General features: G+C 66.7%; 14 protein-coding genes and 1 tRNA gene. 8 read left to right on the top strand and 7 right to left on the bottom strand.

Features of this window, described 5'->3' with window-relative positions; translation table 11 throughout:
* Positions 1-194 precede the first annotated feature (194 nt).
* From nadA to ATJ93_RS14005, 6 genes are all read left to right on the top strand, one after another.
* The gene (nadA, locus tag ATJ93_RS14030) at positions 195-1,328 is read left to right on the top strand and encodes a quinolinate synthase NadA (protein ID WP_120245301.1); all 1,134 of its coding nucleotides are present in this window, start codon (positions 195-197) and stop codon (positions 1,326-1,328) included.
* 15 nt (positions 1,329-1,343) lie between these two features.
* Positions 1,344-2,894 (top strand): L-aspartate oxidase, encoded by a 1,551-nt coding sequence (locus ATJ93_RS14025; protein ID WP_120245300.1) that lies wholly within the window; start codon positions 1,344-1,346, stop codon positions 2,892-2,894.
* A 6-nt stretch (positions 2,895-2,900) separates the two neighbouring features.
* Positions 2,901-3,716 carry a carboxylating nicotinate-nucleotide diphosphorylase gene (gene nadC / locus ATJ93_RS14020; protein ID WP_120245299.1) on the top strand — a complete coding sequence of 272 codons (816 nt, stop codon included), beginning with the start codon at positions 2,901-2,903 and terminating at the stop codon, positions 3,714-3,716.
* Between the two features lie 86 nt (positions 3,717-3,802).
* Positions 3,803-4,498 carry an RNA 2'-phosphotransferase gene (locus tag ATJ93_RS14015; protein ID WP_120245298.1) on the top strand — a complete coding sequence of 232 codons (696 nt, stop codon included), beginning with the start codon at positions 3,803-3,805 and terminating at the stop codon, positions 4,496-4,498.
* A gap of 301 nt (positions 4,499-4,799) precedes the next feature.
* Entirely contained in the window at positions 4,800-5,468 is a 669-nt protein-coding gene (locus ATJ93_RS14010; RefSeq protein ID WP_120245297.1) for a potassium channel family protein, read from the top strand.
* Positions 5,468-7,015 (top strand): TrkH family potassium uptake protein, encoded by a 1,548-nt coding sequence (locus ATJ93_RS14005; protein WP_120245296.1) that lies wholly within the window; start codon positions 5,468-5,470, stop codon positions 7,013-7,015. Before ATJ93_RS14010 ends, ATJ93_RS14005 begins: the two co-directional genes overlap by 1 nt.
* A gap of 284 nt (positions 7,016-7,299) precedes the next feature.
* Here the strand turns inward: ATJ93_RS14005 and ATJ93_RS14000 are convergent, their stop codons facing one another.
* The 6 genes from ATJ93_RS14000 to ATJ93_RS13975 all read right to left on the bottom strand — a co-directional run bounded on the left by ATJ93_RS14000 (position 7,300) and on the right by ATJ93_RS13975 (position 15,555).
* On the bottom strand, positions 7,300-7,740 hold the full coding sequence (locus ATJ93_RS14000) for a universal stress protein (protein WP_120245295.1): 441 nt from the start codon (positions 7,738-7,740) through the stop codon (positions 7,300-7,302).
* A gap of 428 nt (positions 7,741-8,168) precedes the next feature.
* Positions 8,169-8,252 (bottom strand) — tRNA-Leu (locus ATJ93_RS13995).
* 88 nt (positions 8,253-8,340) lie between these two features.
* Complete coding sequence (locus ATJ93_RS13990; protein WP_120245294.1) at positions 8,341-8,685, bottom strand: ferredoxin; 345 nt, start codon at positions 8,683-8,685, stop codon at positions 8,341-8,343.
* A gap of 86 nt (positions 8,686-8,771) precedes the next feature.
* A complete protein-coding gene (locus ATJ93_RS13985) occupies positions 8,772-9,761 on the bottom strand; it encodes an oxidoreductase (RefSeq protein ID WP_120245293.1) in 990 nt (329 codons plus the stop codon).
* A gap of 88 nt (positions 9,762-9,849) precedes the next feature.
* A complete protein-coding gene (locus ATJ93_RS13980) occupies positions 9,850-14,832 on the bottom strand; it encodes a PAS domain S-box protein (protein WP_120245292.1) in 4,983 nt (1,660 codons plus the stop codon).
* A 204-nt stretch (positions 14,833-15,036) separates the two neighbouring features.
* On the bottom strand, positions 15,037-15,555 hold the full coding sequence (locus ATJ93_RS13975; protein ID WP_120245291.1) for a peptidylprolyl isomerase: 519 nt from the start codon (positions 15,553-15,555) through the stop codon (positions 15,037-15,039).
* A gap of 140 nt (positions 15,556-15,695) precedes the next feature.
* On the opposite strand from ATJ93_RS13975, the gene ATJ93_RS13970 reads away from it, so the two are divergent.
* The gene (locus ATJ93_RS13970) at positions 15,696-16,691 is read left to right on the top strand and encodes a succinylglutamate desuccinylase/aspartoacylase family protein (protein WP_120245290.1); all 996 of its coding nucleotides are present in this window, start codon (positions 15,696-15,698) and stop codon (positions 16,689-16,691) included.
* 58 nt (positions 16,692-16,749) lie between these two features.
* Here the strand turns inward: ATJ93_RS13970 and ATJ93_RS13965 are convergent, their stop codons facing one another.
* The gene (locus ATJ93_RS13965) at positions 16,750-17,178 is read right to left on the bottom strand and encodes a hypothetical protein (protein WP_120245289.1); all 429 of its coding nucleotides are present in this window, start codon (positions 17,176-17,178) and stop codon (positions 16,750-16,752) included.
* A 269-nt stretch (positions 17,179-17,447) separates the two neighbouring features.
* Between ATJ93_RS13965 and ATJ93_RS13960 the strand changes: the two genes are divergently transcribed.
* A partial coding sequence (locus ATJ93_RS13960) for an archaea-specific SMC-related protein (RefSeq protein ID WP_120245288.1) occupies positions 17,448-19,105 on the top strand: 1,658 nt, incomplete at its 3' end.

Here is a 19,105-nt window from a genome sequence, read left to right as displayed (position 1 = left end):
GGGACTGCACCGAAAAGACAGCAATCCACGATCGGCGGACAATCGGGCTCGAGGACCTGTTTTCAGGCCTGAACGACCGATTTTGATGATTCGATACCGTGACCAGTCGATGGTAATCCGCCGAAATCAGGTATCGAAGGGAAAATTTATTCAATAGTGCTCTGTGAGATGAGAGTACCCACAGGTGTCGCACGATGGTCACAATGGAAACGACGGAACTGGATACTGATCTGAGTCTGTTCAAATACGACAACCTCGAGCAGCTACCGCCGCGCTACCGGGAGCTCGACGCGGACGAGCGAACGGAGCGCATCGAGGCGGCGCTCGAAGAGTTGGGCGACGACGTCGTCGTGCTGGGGCACAACTATCAGCGCCGGGAGATCGTCGAGCACGCGGACTTCGTCGGCGACTCCTACCAGCTCTCGAAGGAGGCCGCGAACGCGGACGCCGAGTACGTGATCTTCGGCGGCGTGACGTTCATGGCCGAGAGCGCCGATATCATCACGGACGACGACCAGACGGTGATTCTCCCGTCGATGGAGGCGTCGTGTCCGATGGCCGGGATGGCCGAGGCCCTGCAGGTCGACAGCGCGTGGGCCGAGATCACCGATGCCGCGCCCGACGCCGACATCGTGCCGATCACCTACATGAACTCCTACGCGGACCTGAAGGCCTTCTGCGCGAGCCAGGGCGGGCTCGTCTGTACCTCCTCGAACGCGCACAAAGCCTTCGAGTACGCCTTCGACAAGGGCGACAAGGTCCTGTTCCTCCCCGACAAGCACCTCGGGGAGAACACCGCGCACCGACTCGGCATGGAAGACGAGATCGTCGAGTGGGACCCGTGGGACCCCGAGGGGAAGGACGCCGCGGAGGTCGCCCAGCGCGACATCATCCTCTGGGACGGCTACTGCCAGGTTCACGAGCGCTTCCGCGAGGAGCACATCGACCAGATTCGCGAGGACCACCCCGAGGCGAACGTCGTCGTCCATCCCGAGTGCCGCCGCGAGGTCGTCGAGGCCGCCGACGTCGTCGGCTCGACGAGCACCATCTGCGAGACCGTCGCGAACGCCGACTCCGGCGAAACCTGGGCGATCGGTACCGAGATCCACCTGACGAACCACCTCCAGCGGTGGCACCCCGAGGTCGAGGTGCTGCCCCTCTGCGGCGAGGCCTGTATGGACTGCAACGCCATGCGCCAGATCGACCCCAACTACCTGACGTGGGTCCTCGAGGAACTCGTCGCGGGTCGCGAACGCAACGTGATCGAGGTCGCCCCGGAGGAGAAGGAACTCGCCGAGGTGGCGCTCGATCGAATGCTCGAGATCTAACGATACCGACCAACGATGACAGATACTATTCAAGACCGCGCGTACGACACCGCGGACGTTCTCGTCGTCGGCAGCGGCATCGCCGGCTGCGCGGCCGCGCTCGCCGCCGCCCGCGAGGGTGCCGACGTCCTCCTGGTGACCAAGGCCGAACGCCCCGACGACGCCAGTACCGACTGGGCGCAAGGCGGCATCTCGACCACCCGCGGCGATCCCGAGTCGCTCAAGGAAGACATCATCGCGGCCAGCGACGGTACCGCCGATCCCGACGCAGTCGACGTGCTCGTCGAAAACGCCGACGACGCCGTCGAGGACGTGCTCATCGACACGCTCGAGATCGAGTTCGACGAGGCAGAGCGCAGTGACGACGGCGACGGCGCGTTCGACTACGCCCGCGAGGCCGCCCACTCCGAGGAGCGCATCCTCCACGTCGACGCCTCTACCGGCTCGCACATCCTGCGGCCGTTCCTGCACTACGTCGACGACCACGACCGCATCGAGGTTCGGCAGGACACGGCCGCCCTCGAGTTGATCACCCACGAGGGACGAGTATACGGCGCTCTCAGCGACGAGGAACCCGACGGTCACCCCATCTACGCCGGCGCGACGATTCTGGCGACCGGCGGTATCGGCGCCCTTTACTCGCGGTCGACTAACCCGGACGACGCCACCGGCGACGGCATCGCCATGGCGGCGCTCGCCGGGGCCGACGTCGCGGACATGGAGTACGTTCAGTTCCATCCGACGGCCTATGCGGGTGAGGACCCGTTCCTGCTGTCAGAGGCCCTGCGCGGCGAAGGCGCCGTTCTCCGCAACGCCGACCGCGATCGGTTCATGCCCGACTACCACCCCGACGCCGAACTCGCCCCCCGCGACGTCGTCGCCCGCGCGGTCGCGAGCGAGCGCGCGGAAACGGGCGAGGTCGTCCTCGACGTCAGCCCCCTCGAGTTCGAGGCCGACTTCCCCGATCTCGCGGAGAAGTGCCGCGAGCGCGGCCTCGAGAGCGAGATTCCGGTCGCACCCTGCGAGCACTTCTGCTGTGGCGGGATCGACGTCGACGACCGCGGCCGCGCCACGCTCGGCCGACTCTACGCCGTCGGCGAGTGCGCGCGCACCGGCGTCCACGGCGCGAACCGCCTGGCGAGTACGAGTCTGCTCGAGGGGTTGGTCTGGGGGCTCCGCGCTGGCGAAGACGTGGTCGAGACTGCTCCAGAGCCCGAGATCGTCGACGCCCCCGAACTCCGCAACCGCGACCCCGACCTCCCCGAGCGGTTCGCCGCCGAGAAGTTCACCCGGCTGCAGGCGACGTTGGACGAGTACCTCGGCCTCGAGCGCGATCCGGACGAGATCGCCCGCGCCCACGGCGTTCTCCGGCGGCTCAAGGGGGAGGTCGACGCGTACATCCGCACGCGGACGTCGCGCGAGCTCTACGAGCTTCGGAACGCCAGCGTCGCGGCGCTGTTGATCGCCCGCGCCGCGAGCGAGAACACCGAATCGCGGGGGTGTCACTACGTCGTCGACGACACCGACGAACAACCCGCGGAACGGGAGCAGCCCGCAGACGACTAACCTGCCATGATCACCGACGCGCAGATCGACCGCTGGCTCCGCGAGGACGTCGGCCACCACGACGTGACGAATCACGTCCCCGGCGAGACGAGCGGCCGCCTCGTTGCGAAGGAATCGGGCGTCGTCGCCGGCCTCGAGGCCGCCGCGAGCGTCTTCGACTACCTCGGCGTCGATGTCGTCGATCGATTCGAGGATGGCACTCACGTCGATTCGGGCGACGAACTACTCGCGGTCGAGGGAGACGCACAGGACGTACTCCGCGGGGAACGCGTCGCGGTCAACCTCGCCGGGCACGCCTCGGGGATCGCGACACGGACCCGTCGTGTCGTCGATCGTGCCCGGACCGAATCCGACGACGTACGCATCGCCGCGACGCGCAAGACCACGCCGGGCCTGCGCGGCCTCGAGAAACGAGCCGTCGTCGCCGGCGGGGGCGACACCCACCGGCTCGATCTCTCGCACATGGTGATGGTCAAGGACAACCACATCGCGGAGATGGGGCTCGAGGACGCCGTCGCGCATTTCCGAGAGCGGACGTCGTTCGCGACGAAGCTCGACGTCGAGGTGGAGACGGTTGCGGACGCGCCGCGGGCGGCCGACGCGGGCGCCGACATCGTCCTGCTGGACAACATGACGCCCGCCGAGACGCGCGAGGCCGTCGACGCGCTCGCCGACTACGAGGGGGTGCTCGCGGAAGCCAGCGGCGGGATCTCCCTCGAGACGGTCGCCGACTACGCCGCGACGGGCGTCGACGTCATCTCGATGGGGTCGCTGACCCACTCGGCGCCGTCGCTGGATCTGTCGTTCCGGACCGGCGAGTAGCGGTACGGGTCTCGGGCGGCGTCGAGCGCCGAGATGACTGCGGACCAAGCGACCTTTTCCGCTCGAGCGTCCACATCCGCATATCCGTGACGGCACCGATTCGAACCTGTCCGACGCACGGACCGTTCTCCGCCGACGAGGGCGACGGCTGTCCCGCCTGCGGCGAGCGCGGCTCGGAACTGCTCTCCGGTGAACGCCGGCAGCGACTCTCGAAGTTCATGAGCGGTGCGCTCCGGCACTTCCCCGACGACGCCGGCATCGACCTCGACGAGCGCGGCTGGACCGCCTACGCGGACCTCGTGGCTGCGGTCGAGCGCAAGTACGGTTGGGCGGACGAACGCCACGTCGCGGGCGTGATCGCGACGGATCCGAAGGGACGGTTCGAGCGGACGGGGAGCGACGGCGGCTCCGACGCAGATCGCGTCCGCGCCGCCTACGGCCACTCGGTCGACGTCGACCTCGAGAGCGAGGCGCAAAGCGCCTCGGACCCGACGGATTCGCCGGTGCCCGACGACCTCTACCACGGCACCGCGCCCGAGAATCTCGCGTCGATCCGCGAGGAGGGGCTCAAGCCGATGTCGCGCCAGCAGGTCCACCTCTCGGAGAGCCGGAAGGCGGCCCGACGGGTCGGACAGCGCCACGCCGCCGAGCCGGTCGTATTAGTCGTCGACGCCGCGGCGATGCTCGCAGATGGCCGTCGGATCACCAAGCGCGGCGAAGAAACGTACACGACCGACGCGGTGCCGCCCGCGTACCTCGAGCGCGCAGCGTCGGCGGCGTAGTCCGCCGACACTCGATCGCGGATACCCGGCTTCTCGAGAGCGGTGGCGCACCTCGGCGGCTCTCCGTAGTCCCGTTCGCATCTGTGGCCCGAATGTCATTTGGATTCTGACGGCATTATCGAATACGTAATATGGGTGAGTTTATATTGGGCAATCCGTAATCAATAGCATAAGATCCGACGACGATACCGGTAGCGAACCGGATCGGCGTGCCCTCCACGCGGTCGACGGATCGCGGCTGCGGTGGCGCTGACGAGCGCAAGCGGGCCGCGTCCGGCGGCCATTCCCTGGTGAGATTCACATGTATATCGTAATCATCGGCGCGGGAAGCATCGGCTCGAATTTGATCGATCTCGCGGTCAACGACGGCAACGACGTGGTCGTCATCGAAACCGACGAGGAACGGGCTAACGAGGTCTCGGCGGAGTACGACTGCCTCGTCCTGAACGCCGACGCGACGAACCACGGCACGCTGCAGGATGCCGACATCGACCGTGCAGACGCCGTTATTTCGACGACGGACGTCGACGCGGTCAACATCATGGTGATGTTGCTCGCGCAGGAACACGACGTGCCCAACCTCGTCAGCGTCGTTCACGAGCCGGAAAACCTGCCGGTGTTCGAGAAGATCGGCGTGTCCCTGATCGAGAACCCCCAGCGGCTGATCGCCGACTACCTCTATCACTCCGTTCGTTACCCGAACGTCAGCGACTTCATCGAACTCGACGATCAGACCGAACTGATCGAGCTAACCGTCACCGACGACGCCCCGATGAACGGGCAGGTGCTGTCGACGGCCCAAGAGAAGGGCCGACTCCCCGACGGCTGTCTCGTCGTCGCGCTCGAGCGCGACGGTGAGGTGCGAGCGCCGAAGGGAGGAACGACGATTCACGCCGGCGATACGGTGACTGTCTTTACCGACGACGCGACGCTGTCGGATGCGGTCGCGGCGTTTACGGGTTCACAGTAATGAGAGTCGAGTTTCGGACGGTCGGTCGGGACGTCGGGCGCATCCTGCGGATCATTTCGCTGATGATGTTCGTTTCGACCGGCGTAGCGATTCTCTACGACGAGTTCTACGCGATTCCGCCCCTCATCGCCGCAGGGCTCATCGTGTTCGGTCTCGGCGCCGGACTCGTACGCCAGTTTTCCGACGCGCCCGAACCGGACAAACTCCACGGGATGCTCATCGCAGCAGCCGCGTGGGCGGCGGTGGGCGTCTTCGGCGGCCTCCCGTTCCTGTTGATCGCGTGGACGATCGCGATAGACCCGTTCCCCGCGTGGGCGAATGCCCCGGCACTCAACGAGACGACCGCCGCCTTCCGCGATCCGCTGAACGGGATCTTCGAGAGTCTCAGCGGCTTCACCTCGACCGGGTTGACGATGGCTCACACCGAGGAACAACTGCCGGCGACGCTCCTGTGGTGGCGCTCCTTTACCGAGTGGATCGGCGGGGTCGGCGTCATCGTCCTCACCGTCGCCATTCTGGCACGTCCTGGCAGCGGCTCGCTCACGCTGTACGAGAGCGAGGCCCGGTCGACGAAGATTCATCCCAGCATCATCTCGACGGTCCGGGAAATCTGGAAGATTTACGTAATCCTCACCGTCGGCGGGATCGCGCTGCTCTTCGTCGCCGGCATGCCGCTGTGGGGCGCGATCAACCACGCGATGACCGGCATCGCCACCGGCGGGTTCTCGATTCACGCCGACTCGATCGGCCACTACGACAGCGCCGCGATCGAGTACGCCGTCATCCCGATCATGGTTGCCGGCAGCATCGCCTTCCCCGTTCACTACCTCCTGTTCAAGGGTGAACTCGAGAACTTCTACACCGATCTGCAGACGCGCTGGGTATTCATCTGGTTCTCCATCGGCTCGCTGGTCCTGACGGGCACGCTCTACCTCCGCGGAACCTACGACACGCTCGAGGAGTCGTTCCGCTACGGCCTGTTCCAGTTCGTTTCGGGGACCTCGAACGCCGGATTCGGCACGACGGCGATCGGCAACGGCGCCGAACAGATCTGGACCGCGGACGCGACGCTGATCGTCTGCGCCGGTATGCTCACCGGCGCCGCGGCGGGGTCGACCGTCGGCGGCATCAAGCTCATCCGAGCGATCACGCTGGTCAGGGGCGCCCGCTGGCGGATCGCCGGGATCTTCACGCCGTCCTCGGCGGTCCGCCGGCTCCGGATCGGCGACCGATCGCTCAGCGAGGCCCAGGCCAGCAGGGAACTCGAGGAGGCGGCGATCGTGTTCGTTCTCTGGCTGCTCTTCTTGGCGGTCGGCGTCGCCGTGCTACTGGCGACGCTGCCGACCGACGTCCGCGCCGAGTACGTGCTGTTCGAGGTGATGAGCGCCCAGAGTACGGTCGGGCTCTCCGCCGGGATTACGGGGCCGGAGATGCCCACGCCCGCGAAGGTCGTCTTCCTGCTGAACATGTGGGTCGGTCGCCTCGAGATCATCCCCGTGCTGGTGCTGTTCCGCGGGATGTTGCTTCGCGCCGGGCTCTATCGCTAACCTCGGTACGGGGCTGGATTCCCAGAGCCGGCTTGATTCTCCTTTCACTCGAGACGGCGACACCGATTGCGTCCCAGCAATGAGTCGAGCATCGCGACCGCAGCGATAGTCGACCGAGCGGCGGCAGCTGGTGAGCCGATCACGGTACAGATTCAACCGTCGGAAGACCGCACCGCACGTCGCCGTCTCGCTCGAGTGCAACGACGAGATAGCCGTCCGGAAGCGGTCGAATCAGATTTGTGCTGATGTTGCCCGCGCCGACGATTACCAGATAGATCGTTAGGTTAGGATTCCTGCTCCGTCGCGTCCGAGAAGACGATGACCGGATGCCGACTCTCGGTGATCAGCCGGTACGCGGGATCGCCCGCCAGCAGTTCGCGAACCCGGCTCTCCGACCGCGGCGTGAACCCGATCGCCGAGACGTCGAACTCGTTGGCCGCTGCGACGATCTCGTCGATCACGTCGGTTCCGTACCGGAGTTCCCGTCGCACCTGCGGACCGTCAGCGAAGTGGCCCTCGACGATCTCGAACACCCGCTCGGCCTGCTGTTCTCGCGCCTCGAGCGGCGCCTTATCCATGTAGCCGCCCGCCTTCTCGATGACGTGGACGACGGTGATCGTCTCCGTCTCGGCGCCGACGTACGACTCGAGGCCGCGACACGTCGCGGTGGCATCCTTCTCGTTCGCTATCGGGACGAGCAGGTGGGTGAGCAGCGACTTCGTCATTTGTTTCCTCCGCGTTCGATCGCTCGCTCGAGATGGGTCCGACATGTGTCGGTCATCATGTGTCTCTGCAGCTTCCTTCTTGATTCCGTAACTTAATCGTATCTAATTCGGGTATCGGTAATCTACAGTAGGAATAAATACTCTATCGTTATATACGATCTCCTCCGATAGACGGCACCCAGACGAGTTGTCGGTCAGGGATGGTCCGGATCAGTTGCTAGTTCGAGCGACGTCTGGGCTCGAGAGGAGAATCGCCGATAGAATCGTCCGCGTCGTGGAGTCGCTGCTCACGAGCGATTCGGAAAGATCTGCGAGGGTTGGGATTTGAACCACCTCCAGACGGTCGTCCTCACTACGTTCGGACGCTGCGACTGGCGTAGTTCAAATCCGCAAACGCAGTCGCCGCTCACGGTGTGTTCGCGGCGACATGCGAGGGTTGGGATTTGAACCCAAGGACCCCTACGGGAGCGGGTCTTAAGCCCACCGCCGTTGGCCTGCTTGGCTACCCTCGCACAGAAGGCAATCGCTGGTTGACGCCGGGTCGGGATGTGCGTTTCGGTGTGTCTCGAGCGGTTCGTCCTACCGCCGGACCCGCTCGAGTTACCAGTCGACGCTCAGCGTCCCGTCGCCGTGGGGATCCGGCGCGATCTCCTCGTCCGTCCGGCGGTCGACGACGTGGATACAGCCGTCGTCCTTCTTGGCCGGACAGACCTCGGCCGCACGGACGTTGTGCTCGAGGTCTTCGTCGTCGATGAAGTACGCTTTGGGCTGGGCCATCCCGGAGGCGATCGACATCTCCCAGTTGTCGCTGACCTCGGCGCACTTGCCCGCGCCGAAGCACTTGTTGGCCTCGAAGATGATCTTGTAGGGCTTTTCCTCGACCGGCGGCGCCTCCGCCGACCCGACGTCGCTGGCGCGCTGGATGACGCTGTCGTCGTCGCTCATTACTCGTGAATTCGGGCGAGCAGCCTTTCGCATTACGGTCGGGGCGAATGTCCGCGTACATCCAATTCCCCAACTCGAGCACCGCGCTACGACGTCGCGACCGCTTCCTCGAGATCCGCGTGGTTCTTCGGCCGGGGCAGGTCGTAGGTAACGTCGGTCAGCTCCTCGGAGACGGCCCACAGCCGGCGGGCGGTCTCCTCGTTGTAGGACCGGTCGGAAGAGGCCTGCCGCTCGGGCGTCCCGCGCATGTTCATGAAGCCGCCGGGGCCGTAGTACGCGCCGCCCTCGGCCTCGGGCGACGTTGCAGCGTACAGCGTCGGGAGCGCGCCCATCTCGGCCGGTTGCGCGAACAGGGTGTTCATGAGCTGCATCGCCGCCTTCCGCAGCCGGTCGCCGCTCTGCTCGGGACCGCGGGTCTGCAACCCCGTGTTCGCGTAGCCCGGATGCACCGCGATGCTCTTGGCAGAAATGTCGCCCGTGAGGAACCGCCGCTCGAGTTCGTACGCGAACAGGACGTTCGCCAGCTTCGACTGCGCGTAGGCGTCCCACTTGTCGTAGGTCCGCTCGCTTTGGAGGTCCTCGAAGTCGATCTCGCCCTGCTCGTGGACGCCGCTCGAGACGGTGACGACGCGGGCGTCGCCGTCGTCGTCCCCGCCCTCGTCGCCGGTGGCGAGCCGGTCGAGCAACAGTCCCGTGAGCGCGAAGTGGCCGAGGTGGTTGACGCCGAACTGCGTCTCGAACCCGTCTGCGGTTTCGCTGCGCGGAATCGCCATCACGCCGGCGTTGTTGATCAGCACGTCGATCGTCGCGTCGTCTTTCAGGCGATCCGCGAACGCCCGGATCGATTCGAGGTCCGCCAGGTCCAGTTCCTCGACGCGGAGGTCGGCGTCGGGAACGGCCTCCCGAACGTCGTCGGCCGCGTCCTCGCCGCGCTCGACGCTCCGACACGCCATGACGACGGCGCCGCCGCTGCGCGCGAGTTCGCGGGTCGCCTCGAGGCCGATGCCGCTGTTCGCGCCGGTGATGACGAAGGTGCGTCCGCTCTGATCGGGGATGTCGTCGGCCGTCCAGCCCATACGCACGGTACGGTCCGCTCCGAGTAAACGGATGGGGTAGCTGGAGGCGTTACCGGTATCGGCCCGTGTTCGCGCTCAGTCGCGGCGCTCAGTCGCGAGACGCAGGGAGCGTAAACGAAAACGTCGAGCCCTCGCCGGGTTCGGAGTCGACCCAGATCTCGCCACCGTGGCGCTCGACGATGCGCTCACACAGCGCCAGCCCGATCCCGGTGCCGTCGTACTCCGCGCGGCTGTGGAGCCGGTCGAAGATCGTGAACACCCGATCCTGATCGGCTGGATCGATGCCGATCCCGTCGTCTTCGACCGAGAGCACCCACTCGTCGCCGCGCCGGTCGGCACTGACGTGCACCCGGGGCGGCTCGTCGCCGCTGTAGGTGAGCGCGTTCGAGAGCAGGTTCTGGAACACCTGCCGGAGCTGGCTCGCGTCGGCCTCGAGTTCCGGAAGGTCCGCGACCGAGATCTCGGCGTCGGTCTCCTCGATGCGGAACTGCAGATCCGCCAATACCTCGTCGACGACCGCGTTCAGGTCCGCCGGCTCGAACGAATCGCCGCGCGTCTCGACCCGCGAATATTCGAGCAGCCCGTCGATCATGTCGCGCATGCGGTCGGCGCCGTCGACCGCGAACGCGAGGAACTCCTGGCCGTCCTCGTCGAAGGCCTCGGCGTAGCGGTTCTCGAGGAGTTGGAGGTAGCTCGTGACCATCCGCAGGGGCTCCTGGAGGTCGTGGGAGGCCGCGTAGGCGAACCGCTCGAGGCGCTCGTTGGACTGCTCGAGTTTCCGCTCGTACTCGCGGCGCTCGGTGACGTCCTGCACGACGACCATGCCGGCGTAGATGTCGCCGTCGGCGTTCCTGACGGGCAGGGTGTGCGCGTGGAGCTGTCGCCCGTAGAACTCGACGTCGAAGGTGTTGGATTCGCCCTCGAGCGCGGCCCGGTAGTAGGGTTCGATTTCCTCGACGACCTCGTCCGGGTAGGTGTCGTACACGCTATTTCCGACGCGGTCGTCCGGCTGAACGCCAGCTTCGCCGAGCAGCTGGCCGCCCGCGACCGTGTACGTGAGATTCTCGTCGAACAGCCCGACCGCGCCGTCCGGGAAGTTCTCGATCAGCGTTCGGTAGCGCCGCTCGGACTCCTCGAGCTGGCGTTCCCGCTCCTTCCGGTCGCTGATGTCTCGGACGATGCCGACTCGGTGCCACTCGCCGCCGTCCTCGGGCAACATCGCGAAGCTCGCCTCGACGGGGACGGTGTCGCCGTCGGCGGTCCGCAGATCGGCCTCGACCGTCGGCCACTCGGCGTCGCCGGCGACGGTCTCCTCGAGGTCGCTGACGCGGTCGGCCACCTCGTCGTCGACGACGAGCGAGACGTGTTCGCCGATCAGGTCGTCGGGGTCGTAGCCGACCATGTCAGCGTACGTCTCGTTGACCGTCGTGAAGCGGCCGTCCTCGTCGACCACGTAGACGCCGTCGTTAACTTCCTCGACGATCGTCTCGTACCGCTCGAGGTGGCGCTGGCGCTCGACCTGCTCGGTGACATCCTGCGCGAAACTCAATCCGGCGAAGATCTCGCCGTCGGCGTCGCGCAGCGGCGTCGCCCAGACGCGCCAGTGGCGGCCGCCGAACGTTGTCTCCGTACTGGTGGTCTCGCCGTCTTCGACGGCCGCCCGAAACACCGGCTCGAGGTCCCCGACCGTGTGCTCGGGGAAGATGTCGGGCATCAGGTTCCCCTCGAGCCGATCCGCGGGCGGGAGCGTCGCGCCGAGTTCCTCGCCTGCCGCGAGCGTATACGCGAGATCGCGGTCGTAGACGCCGACGGCGCCGTTGGGGAAGTGCTGAGCCAGCGTCCGGTAGCGCCGCTCGCTCTCCTCGAGTCGGCGCTGGCGCTCGAGCCGCTCGGTGATGTCGCGTCCGATGCCCGCGAGGACGGTGTTCCCCCACGGATCCGCAAGCCGCGAGGCGTTGAACTCGAAGGGGACGTGTTCGCCGTCGGCGGTCCGGACCGTCAGTTCCGCGCTGGTCGAACCCGTCTCGAAGCCGTCCCGGATCGCCTCAAACAGGGCCTCGTGATCGTCAGGCGCGATTAATTCCGTCGGCGACATCGCGTCGATCTCTTCGTCCGCGTAGCCGGTCACCTCGGCCACGCTCCGGTTCCACCGCTGGAGCTCGCCCTTTTCGTCGACGACGTAGAACACGTCGTCGATCGCGTCCAGAATCGCGTCGGTGTACTCCTTGTACTGCTCGAGCCGGCGCTCCCGTTCGCGGAGTTTCTGCTCGCGTTCCTTGCGCTCGGTGATGTCTTGGACCATCACCATCCCGCCGAAGATCTCGCCGTCGTCGTCCGTGACGGGGACCGTGTGGGTCATCCAGTCGCGGTCGTAGAACGCGATCTCCAAGGAACTGGCCTCGCCCTCGAGCGCGTCCTCGAACGCCGTCTCCAGCCGAGTGGCCAGCTCTGGGGGGTACCGCTCGTGGACGGTCTTGCCGACGATCGTCTCCGCGGCGTCGCCGATCTCTTCGAAGGCGGTGCCGCCGACGATCCGGTAACGCAGGTCCTCGTCGAACAGGGCCACGGCGCCGTTGGGGAAGTTGTCAATCAGCGTCCGGTAGCGCTGCTCGCTCTCCTCGAGTTTGCGCCGGTACTCCCGGCGCTCGGTGATGTCGGTGATGGTGGCGACGCCGCGGATCACCTCCCCGCGGTCGTTCCGGATCGGCATTCCTTCCGCCCGAATGATCCGGCGCTCGCCGTCGTCGGTCTCGATCTCGAAGATGTCGGGGTCGGTCACCTCCTCGCCGTCGAGCACCCGCGCGAGGGTCAACTCCTCGGGCGCGGCCCGCTCGCCCGAGTCGGCCCACCAGACCGGGTACTTCTCGTACTCCTCGACGGAGCGGGCGTCCAACGCGGTGCCGCCCCAGATCTCCTCGGCGGTGTCGTTGGCCTGCAGTATCTCACCGTCGCCGTCGGCGACGATGACGCCGACGGGGAGGACGTCGAACAGCGTCTCGAGCTGGTCGGTCGTCCGCTCGAGTTGCAGTTGCGCGCGCTTCCGTTCCGTGATGTCGGTGACCGCACCCGGGAACCGGACGGGGTCGCCGTCCGCGTCGCACTCGACGCGACCGCGGGCCACCACCCAGCGGATCTCGCCGTCGGCGTTGCGGACGCGGTACTCGGCCTCGTACTCGCCGCAGGACTCGAGGGCCGCTTCGATCTTCCGTTCGACTCGATCGCGGTCGTCCTCGTGGACCGCCTCGAGGAACCGATCGAGCGGGACGCCGTCGCGGGCCGACTCGGGATCGACCCCGAACGTCTCGGCGAACGTCTCGCCGACGACCATCCGGTCCTCGGGAACGTGCCACTCCCAGGTTCCGACGGCCCCGGCTTCGGTCGCCGCCTCGAGTCGCGATTTGGCGTCCTCGAGCTCCCGCTCGTACTCGTAGCGCTCGGTGACGTCCTGGGACATGCCGAGCGCGGCGAACACCTCGCCGTCGTCGTCCCGAACCGGGACGACGTGAAAGTCAAAGACGCGGCCGTCGATCGCCGTCTCGAACGCGCTCGACTCGCCCTCGAGGGCGCGCTCGTAGCGGGGGACGAGTTCGTCGGCGAGCGGCTGCGGCACGGCCTCGGAAACCGTTTTTCCTTCGACCTCGTCGGCCGTGACGCCGGCCGTGTCGGTCGGGCTGCCGCCGACCGTCCGGTAGGTCAGATCCTCGTCGACGAGCGCGACCGCGCCGTTCGGGAAGTGCTCGACCAGCGTGCGGTAGCGCTGCTCGCTCTCCGCGAGTTCGGCTTCGAGGCGCTTGCGCTCGGTGATGTCCGCGATAATCCCTTCGACGGCGACGAGGTCGCCGTCTTCGTTGAAGAGTCCCCGCCCGTAGTCTCTGACCCAGCGTCGTTCTCCGTCGGCCGTCTCGATGCGGTAGGTCTCGGAGAACGTGTGACCATCCTCGTCCGAGACGGTCTCGCGCTGGACCGTCTGCCACAGCTTCTCGCGGTCCGCCTGCACCATCACGTCTTCGCCCCAGCTAACCTCGTCGCGCTCGAGGGCCCCGGGGTCGTAGCCGGTCAGATCCTCGCAAGCGTCGCTGACGAATTCCATCGGCCACCCCCGCTCGTTCTCGCAGCGGTAGACCATCCCCGGGACGTTGTCCATCAGCGTCGACAGCCGGCGCTCGCGCTCCTCGCGTACGGTGACGTCGCGGTCCGAGACGATGACCGACGTCACGTTTCCGTCGTCGTCCGTAACCGGACGGAACGCGCCCTCGAGCGTGTACTGCTCCCCGCTCGGACGGGTGAGATCGGCCTCGAAAGTCACGTACTCGCCGGCCGCTGCTCGCTCGGTCCACTCCCGGACGTCGTCTCGAACGTCGTCGCCCTCGCCCCACCACGGCGTCTCCCAGAACGGCTCGCCGGTCACGTCCTCGAGGTCCGCCGCGACGTACTCCATCGCCGTCCCGTTGATGTCGATCACCGTCCCGTCGGGCTCGAGCAGGCCGACGAGGATGTTCGGGTCCTCGAAGATCGCCTCGAACCGTCGCTCCGTCCGCTCGAGGTCGCGCCTCGCGTCGGCGTTTTCGACCGCCGACGCGAGGACGGCTGCGACCCGCTCGAGGAAGGCCAGCTCGTCCTCGGTGAACGCGCGGCGATCGGTCGCGTACGCGTTCAGGACGCCGCACGGATCGTCGCGCGGCCCGATCCGCACGGCAGCGCTGTCGATGACGCCGCGATCGGCCAGCGGCGTCGGGACACCCCCGTCTGCGGGAAACTCGTTGACGACCGGTCCGTCGGCGCGAAGGGCGCGTTCGATCTGCGCCAACCGGTCTGCGGTCACCGTCGCACCGATGCGGTCGGTCTCGAGGCCGCCTTCGGCCCTGTAGACGGCGCCGGTCCCGTCGGCCTGGCTCTCGACGATCGTACAGTACTCGAGGTCGAGCGCCGCCGCGACGGCGGTCGTCACGTCGTCCAACAACTGGTCGATAGCCGCCGCTCCCGTCTCGAGCGCCTGCTGACTCAGATCCGCGATCGCTTCCTGACGACGAAGTTGCGCGCTGTGGTCCGCGTCGGTGGACGACGATCCCATTCACCGATATACAGCAGTGCCGTCGGTAAAACGTCTTTGTCTGGTACGTCAGTCCGAAACAAACCCGCCAGCGAACCGAGCGTCTACTTGATCGAACCGCTCCCGATCGACCCGCCAGCGACCGGCCGATCGGACCCCCGCTCGAGCGGTGACGGTGTCGCAACTGCGGGGAGCGATCGGACGGCGCGGTTCGGACCGGGTTCGTTACTCGTCGTGGACGGTAACCGACTCGAGGAGCACGTCCTCCTGCGGCCGGTCGTTGGCGTCGGTCGAGACGCTGCCGATCTCGCGGACGACGTCCATCCCGTCGGTGACCTTGCCGAAGACGGCGTGGCGGTCGTCGAGGTGAGGCTGGGCGTCGAGCGTGATGAAGAACTGCGAGCCGTTGGTGTTCGGGCCGGAGTTGGCCATCGAGAGGATGCCCGCGTCGTCGTGGCGCAGTTCGTCGTGGAACTCGTCGTCGAACTGGTAGCCGGGGCCGCCCCGTCCGGTGCCGGTCGGGTCGCCGGTCTGGATCATGAAGTCCTCGATGATCCGGTGGAAGAGCACGTCGTCGTACAGCGGCTCGCCGTCGACTTCCTCGCCCGTTTCGGGATCGGTCCAGGTCCGCTCGCCGGTCGCGAGCCCGACGAAGTTCTCGACGGTGCGGGGTGCGCGCTCGTCGTACAGTTCGACGTCGATGTCGCCCTTGCTCGTGTGCAGGGTTGCAGTAAGGTCTCCCATACCCACCGCGACGGCAGCGCGGGTGAAAACGGTAGTGGTCTCGCGATTCGCTCAGTTTCCGCCGTCTCGGTCCCGCACCCGCCCCCGCGGCCGGCAAACGGCCCCCGCAGGTACATACCGCCGGATCGCAAAGGATCGGTATGGGAACCGGGACGCACACGTCCGAGACGGTGACGCTCGCGCGACTCCCCTCCGGCGTCGAACTCACGACGACGGTCCACACCTACCGCGGCGACGAATCGGCCGACGAACCGACCGACGACCCGGCGCCGACCCTCTACGTCCAGGCCGCCCAGCACGGCCGCGAAGTCAACGGCACCGAGGTCCTCCGGCGCTTTCACGACCGCCTCCCGCTCGAGTCCCTGTCGGGAACCGTCGTCGCGGTCCCCGTCGCGAACCCGCTCACCTTCGATCGCGTCTCCTACACGACGCCCGAGATCATCGACAGCGTCAACCCCAACATGAACCGGGTTTGGCCCGGCGACGCCGACGGCAGCCTCCACCAGCGCATGGCCGCCCGCCTCTGGGAGTACGCCGGACGGGCCGACGCCATCGTCGACCTCCACACCGGCAGTCCGGACATGCACCCCCACGTCGTCTTCCGCGAGGGCGACGCGCGCTCCCGCCGGCTCGCCGAGGCGTTCGGCACTGCGCTCCTGCTCGGCGAACAGGCGGACGACGACGCCGACGACGAGTGGCACCGCCGGAACTTCGCGGGGAAGCTCCGGGTCGCCGCCTCGAACGAAAGCATCCCCTCGATCACGCCCGAACTCGCCCACAACAAGCAGATCCTCGACGACGTCGTCGAAAGCGGCGTCGACGGGCTGCTCGACGTGCTCCGGCACCTCGAGATGCTCCCCGGCGACGTACCCGACCGCGAGCAGACGCTCGCGCGCAACCACCTCGGGCAGGTCAGCGCCGCCGACTCCGGGCTGTTCCGACCGCAGCCGTCGCTCGAGGTCGGCGATCGAGTGATGGAGGGGACGGTCCTCGGAACGGTGTACAACCCGACGACCTACGAGCCGCTGCAGGAGGCCGTCGCGGACCGCGACGGAATTCTCTACGCCCTCACGCGAGAGGCGACCGTCGTGGCCGGCGACCAGCTGGCGAGCGTCGCGCTGGTTCGCGAGGCGTAGGTCGTCTCGTCCGTCCTGTTCGTCCCGTCACGCGTATCGACCGTTCATACGCGTCCGCTCACACGCCGCCGGGCGGTCGCTCGTCGATGTGCTCGTAGTCGCGCAACTCGCCGTCGTTCACGTCGACGAGCAGGAGGTCTCCCTCCGCGATCTCGTCGAACTCGTCGACCGAAATCACGAGTTGGTCGACCAGTTCGCCCTCCTTCTCGAGCAGGAGGACGACGTGTTCGCCGTCGACGATCCGATCGACGACGGCCACGTAGCGCGTTGCGCCGTCGGGGACGTCGTCGACAGTGTCACCGGCGTCGTCGTGGCCGCTATCGGTACCATCGCCGCCACTGGCGCCCGCATCGCCATCACAGTCGTCTCCGGTAGCGCTCGAGTCGGCTCGTACGCCCGCGGACCCGGCGAGGCCGAGCGCTCCGACGCTGAGCGAGCCGATCGTCCGTATCGCGGTTCGCCGCGACCGGCGGTTTCGAGTCGGCATGCCGCGCTTGGCCGCGGCTTCGTATATAAACCGAAGCACCGGAACGGCCGCACGACGATCGACGGACCACCGCCGGAATTCGGCCGACCGGTGAGTCGAACGAGTCGATTCGGGGCGTTGACGAAGCCGTAGGGTCGCGGGCGACCTTTCCTATTCCGGGGATAAGCATAGGCCCAGTTCAGCCGAATTCAGTCGTGAGAGTATCGCACGGAGGCATCGGCTTCGCCTTCCACCAAAGGTTTATCACTCGGATAGGAAAGTAACTAACAATGGCCACTCAGGAGTCCGTACCACGCGAGGCCCAACTCTGGGCCCGAAATATCGGCGGCATCAACGAAACGACAGTCGAACTCGATTCGGGGGTTACAGTTCTGGCCGGGCAGAACGCGACCAACCGTACCTCGCTGCTCCAGGCGTTCATGGCCGCACTCGGCGGCGAATCTGCGTCTCTCAAGGCCGACGCCGAGGAGGGCGAAGTCGAACTCGAACTCGACGGCGACACGTACACCCGACAACTTCGACGGGCCGGAAACACCGTCGTCACGGAAGGCGACCCGTACCTCGACGATCCGGAACTCGCCGAACTCTTCGCCTTCCTGCTCGAGTCGAACCCGGCGCGGCGCGCGGTGACGACGCAGGACGATCTCCGCGAGATCATCCTCCGGCCGATCGACACCGACGAGATCGAGGCCGAGATCACTCGGCTGACGGCCGAAAAGGACGAAATCTCCGACGAACTCGACCGCCTCGAGTCGCTCAAGAGTAACCTGCCCGAACTCGAGCGCCAGCGCACCGACATCGAGACCCAGATCGAGGAGAAACGCGCCGAACTCGAGGAAGTCAAGGAAGCCATCGAGGAGGCCGAAGACGAGGCCGACGACCAGCAGGCCGAGTCCGACGAACTCGAGGAAAAGCTCGAGGAACTGCGCGAGCGCCGCTCGGAACTCGAGGACGTCCGCTTCGATCTCGAGACCGAACGCGAGAGCCTCGCGGCGCTGCGCGAGGAGCGCGAGGAGATCGAAGCCGAGCGCGACGAGTTACCCGAGACCGACGCGATGGATCGGGAGTCCATCGACGAGGAGATCGACCGGCTCCAGCGCCAGTCCCAGTCGATCGACGGCGTCGTGAGCCAACTGCAGAGCATCGTCCAGTTCAACGAGGAGATGCTCGAGGGCTCCCACCCCGAGATTCGGGAGCTACTGGCCGAGGGCGACGACGGCGCGAGCGACGACGGGACCGTCACCGACGCGCTGCTCGAGGACGACGAGACCGTCCGCTGTTGGACCTGCGGCAGCGAGGTCCAGCGCAGCGAAATCGAGGCGACGATCGAACGGCTCCGCTCGCTCCAGGAGGAGAAACTGAGCGAGCGCGACGAGATCGAAGACCGAATCGAGTCGCTGCGAGCCGAGCGACGCGAGATCGAACAGACGGAACGCAAACGCGAGCGTCTCCGAGAACGGCTGACCGACGTTCAAAACGAGATCGAGCGCCGCGAGGGGCATCTCGAGGAACTGACCGAACAGCAGGACGACCTAGAAACCGAAATCGACGAACTCGAGGACGAGGCCGCGGCGCTGGAAGCCGAGGCCGAACCCGAGGAGGACGAGGACGGAGACGAGGAGAGCCTGCTGGAACTCAACCGCCGCGCCAACGAACTCGAGTTCTCGCTGGGGCGGCTCGAGCGGGAGCTGGAGACGACGACCGAGGAGATCGAGGAGATCGAATCGGCCCTCGAGGAGCAGGACGACCTCGAGGCTCGCCGCGAGGAGATCCGCGACGAACTCGAGGACCTGCGCACCCGGATCGACCGGATCGAGCGCGAGGCCGTCGAGTCGTTTAACGAGCACATGGACACCGTCCTCGAGATTCTCGAGTACGAGAACATCGACCGGATCTGGATCGAACGCGTCGGCCAGACGGTCCGCGA

Origin of the sequence: Halopiger aswanensis (assembly GCF_003610195.1) — an archaeon.
Taxonomy (GTDB): Archaea; Halobacteriota; Halobacteria; order Halobacteriales; family Natrialbaceae; genus Halopiger; species Halopiger aswanensis.
The sequence above is the reverse complement of the archived record's forward strand: the minus strand, read 5'-3'. Positions and strand labels throughout refer to the sequence as shown.

What these genes read in the sequence shown, in the direction of transcription:
- nadA (WP_120245301.1), top strand. Translation starts at nt 195, where the DNA reads ATGGTCACAATGGAAACGACGGAACTGGATACTGATCTGAGTCTGTTC.
- ATJ93_RS14025 (WP_120245300.1), top strand. Translation starts at nt 1,344, where the DNA reads ATGACAGATACTATTCAAGACCGCGCGTACGACACCGCGGACGTTCTC.
- nadC (WP_120245299.1), top strand. Translation starts at nt 2,901, where the DNA reads ATGATCACCGACGCGCAGATCGACCGCTGGCTCCGCGAGGACGTCGGC.
- ATJ93_RS14010 (WP_120245297.1), top strand. Translation starts at nt 4,800, where the DNA reads ATGTATATCGTAATCATCGGCGCGGGAAGCATCGGCTCGAATTTGATC.
- ATJ93_RS14005 (WP_120245296.1), top strand. Translation starts at nt 5,468, where the DNA reads ATGAGAGTCGAGTTTCGGACGGTCGGTCGGGACGTCGGGCGCATCCTG.
- ATJ93_RS14000 (WP_120245295.1), bottom strand. Translation starts at nt 7,740, where the DNA reads ATGACGAAGTCGCTGCTCACCCACCTGCTCGTCCCGATAGCGAACGAG.
- ATJ93_RS13990 (WP_120245294.1), bottom strand. Translation starts at nt 8,685, where the DNA reads ATGAGCGACGACGACAGCGTCATCCAGCGCGCCAGCGACGTCGGGTCG.
- ATJ93_RS13985 (WP_120245293.1), bottom strand. Translation starts at nt 9,761, where the DNA reads ATGGGCTGGACGGCCGACGACATCCCCGATCAGAGCGGACGCACCTTC.
- ATJ93_RS13980 (WP_120245292.1), bottom strand. Translation starts at nt 14,832, where the DNA reads ATGGGATCGTCGTCCACCGACGCGGACCACAGCGCGCAACTTCGTCGT.
- ATJ93_RS13975 (WP_120245291.1), bottom strand. Translation starts at nt 15,555, where the DNA reads ATGGGAGACCTTACTGCAACCCTGCACACGAGCAAGGGCGACATCGAC.
- ATJ93_RS13970 (WP_120245290.1), top strand. Translation starts at nt 15,696, where the DNA reads ATGGGAACCGGGACGCACACGTCCGAGACGGTGACGCTCGCGCGACTC.
- ATJ93_RS13965 (WP_120245289.1), bottom strand. Translation starts at nt 17,178, where the DNA reads ATGCCGACTCGAAACCGCCGGTCGCGGCGAACCGCGATACGGACGATC.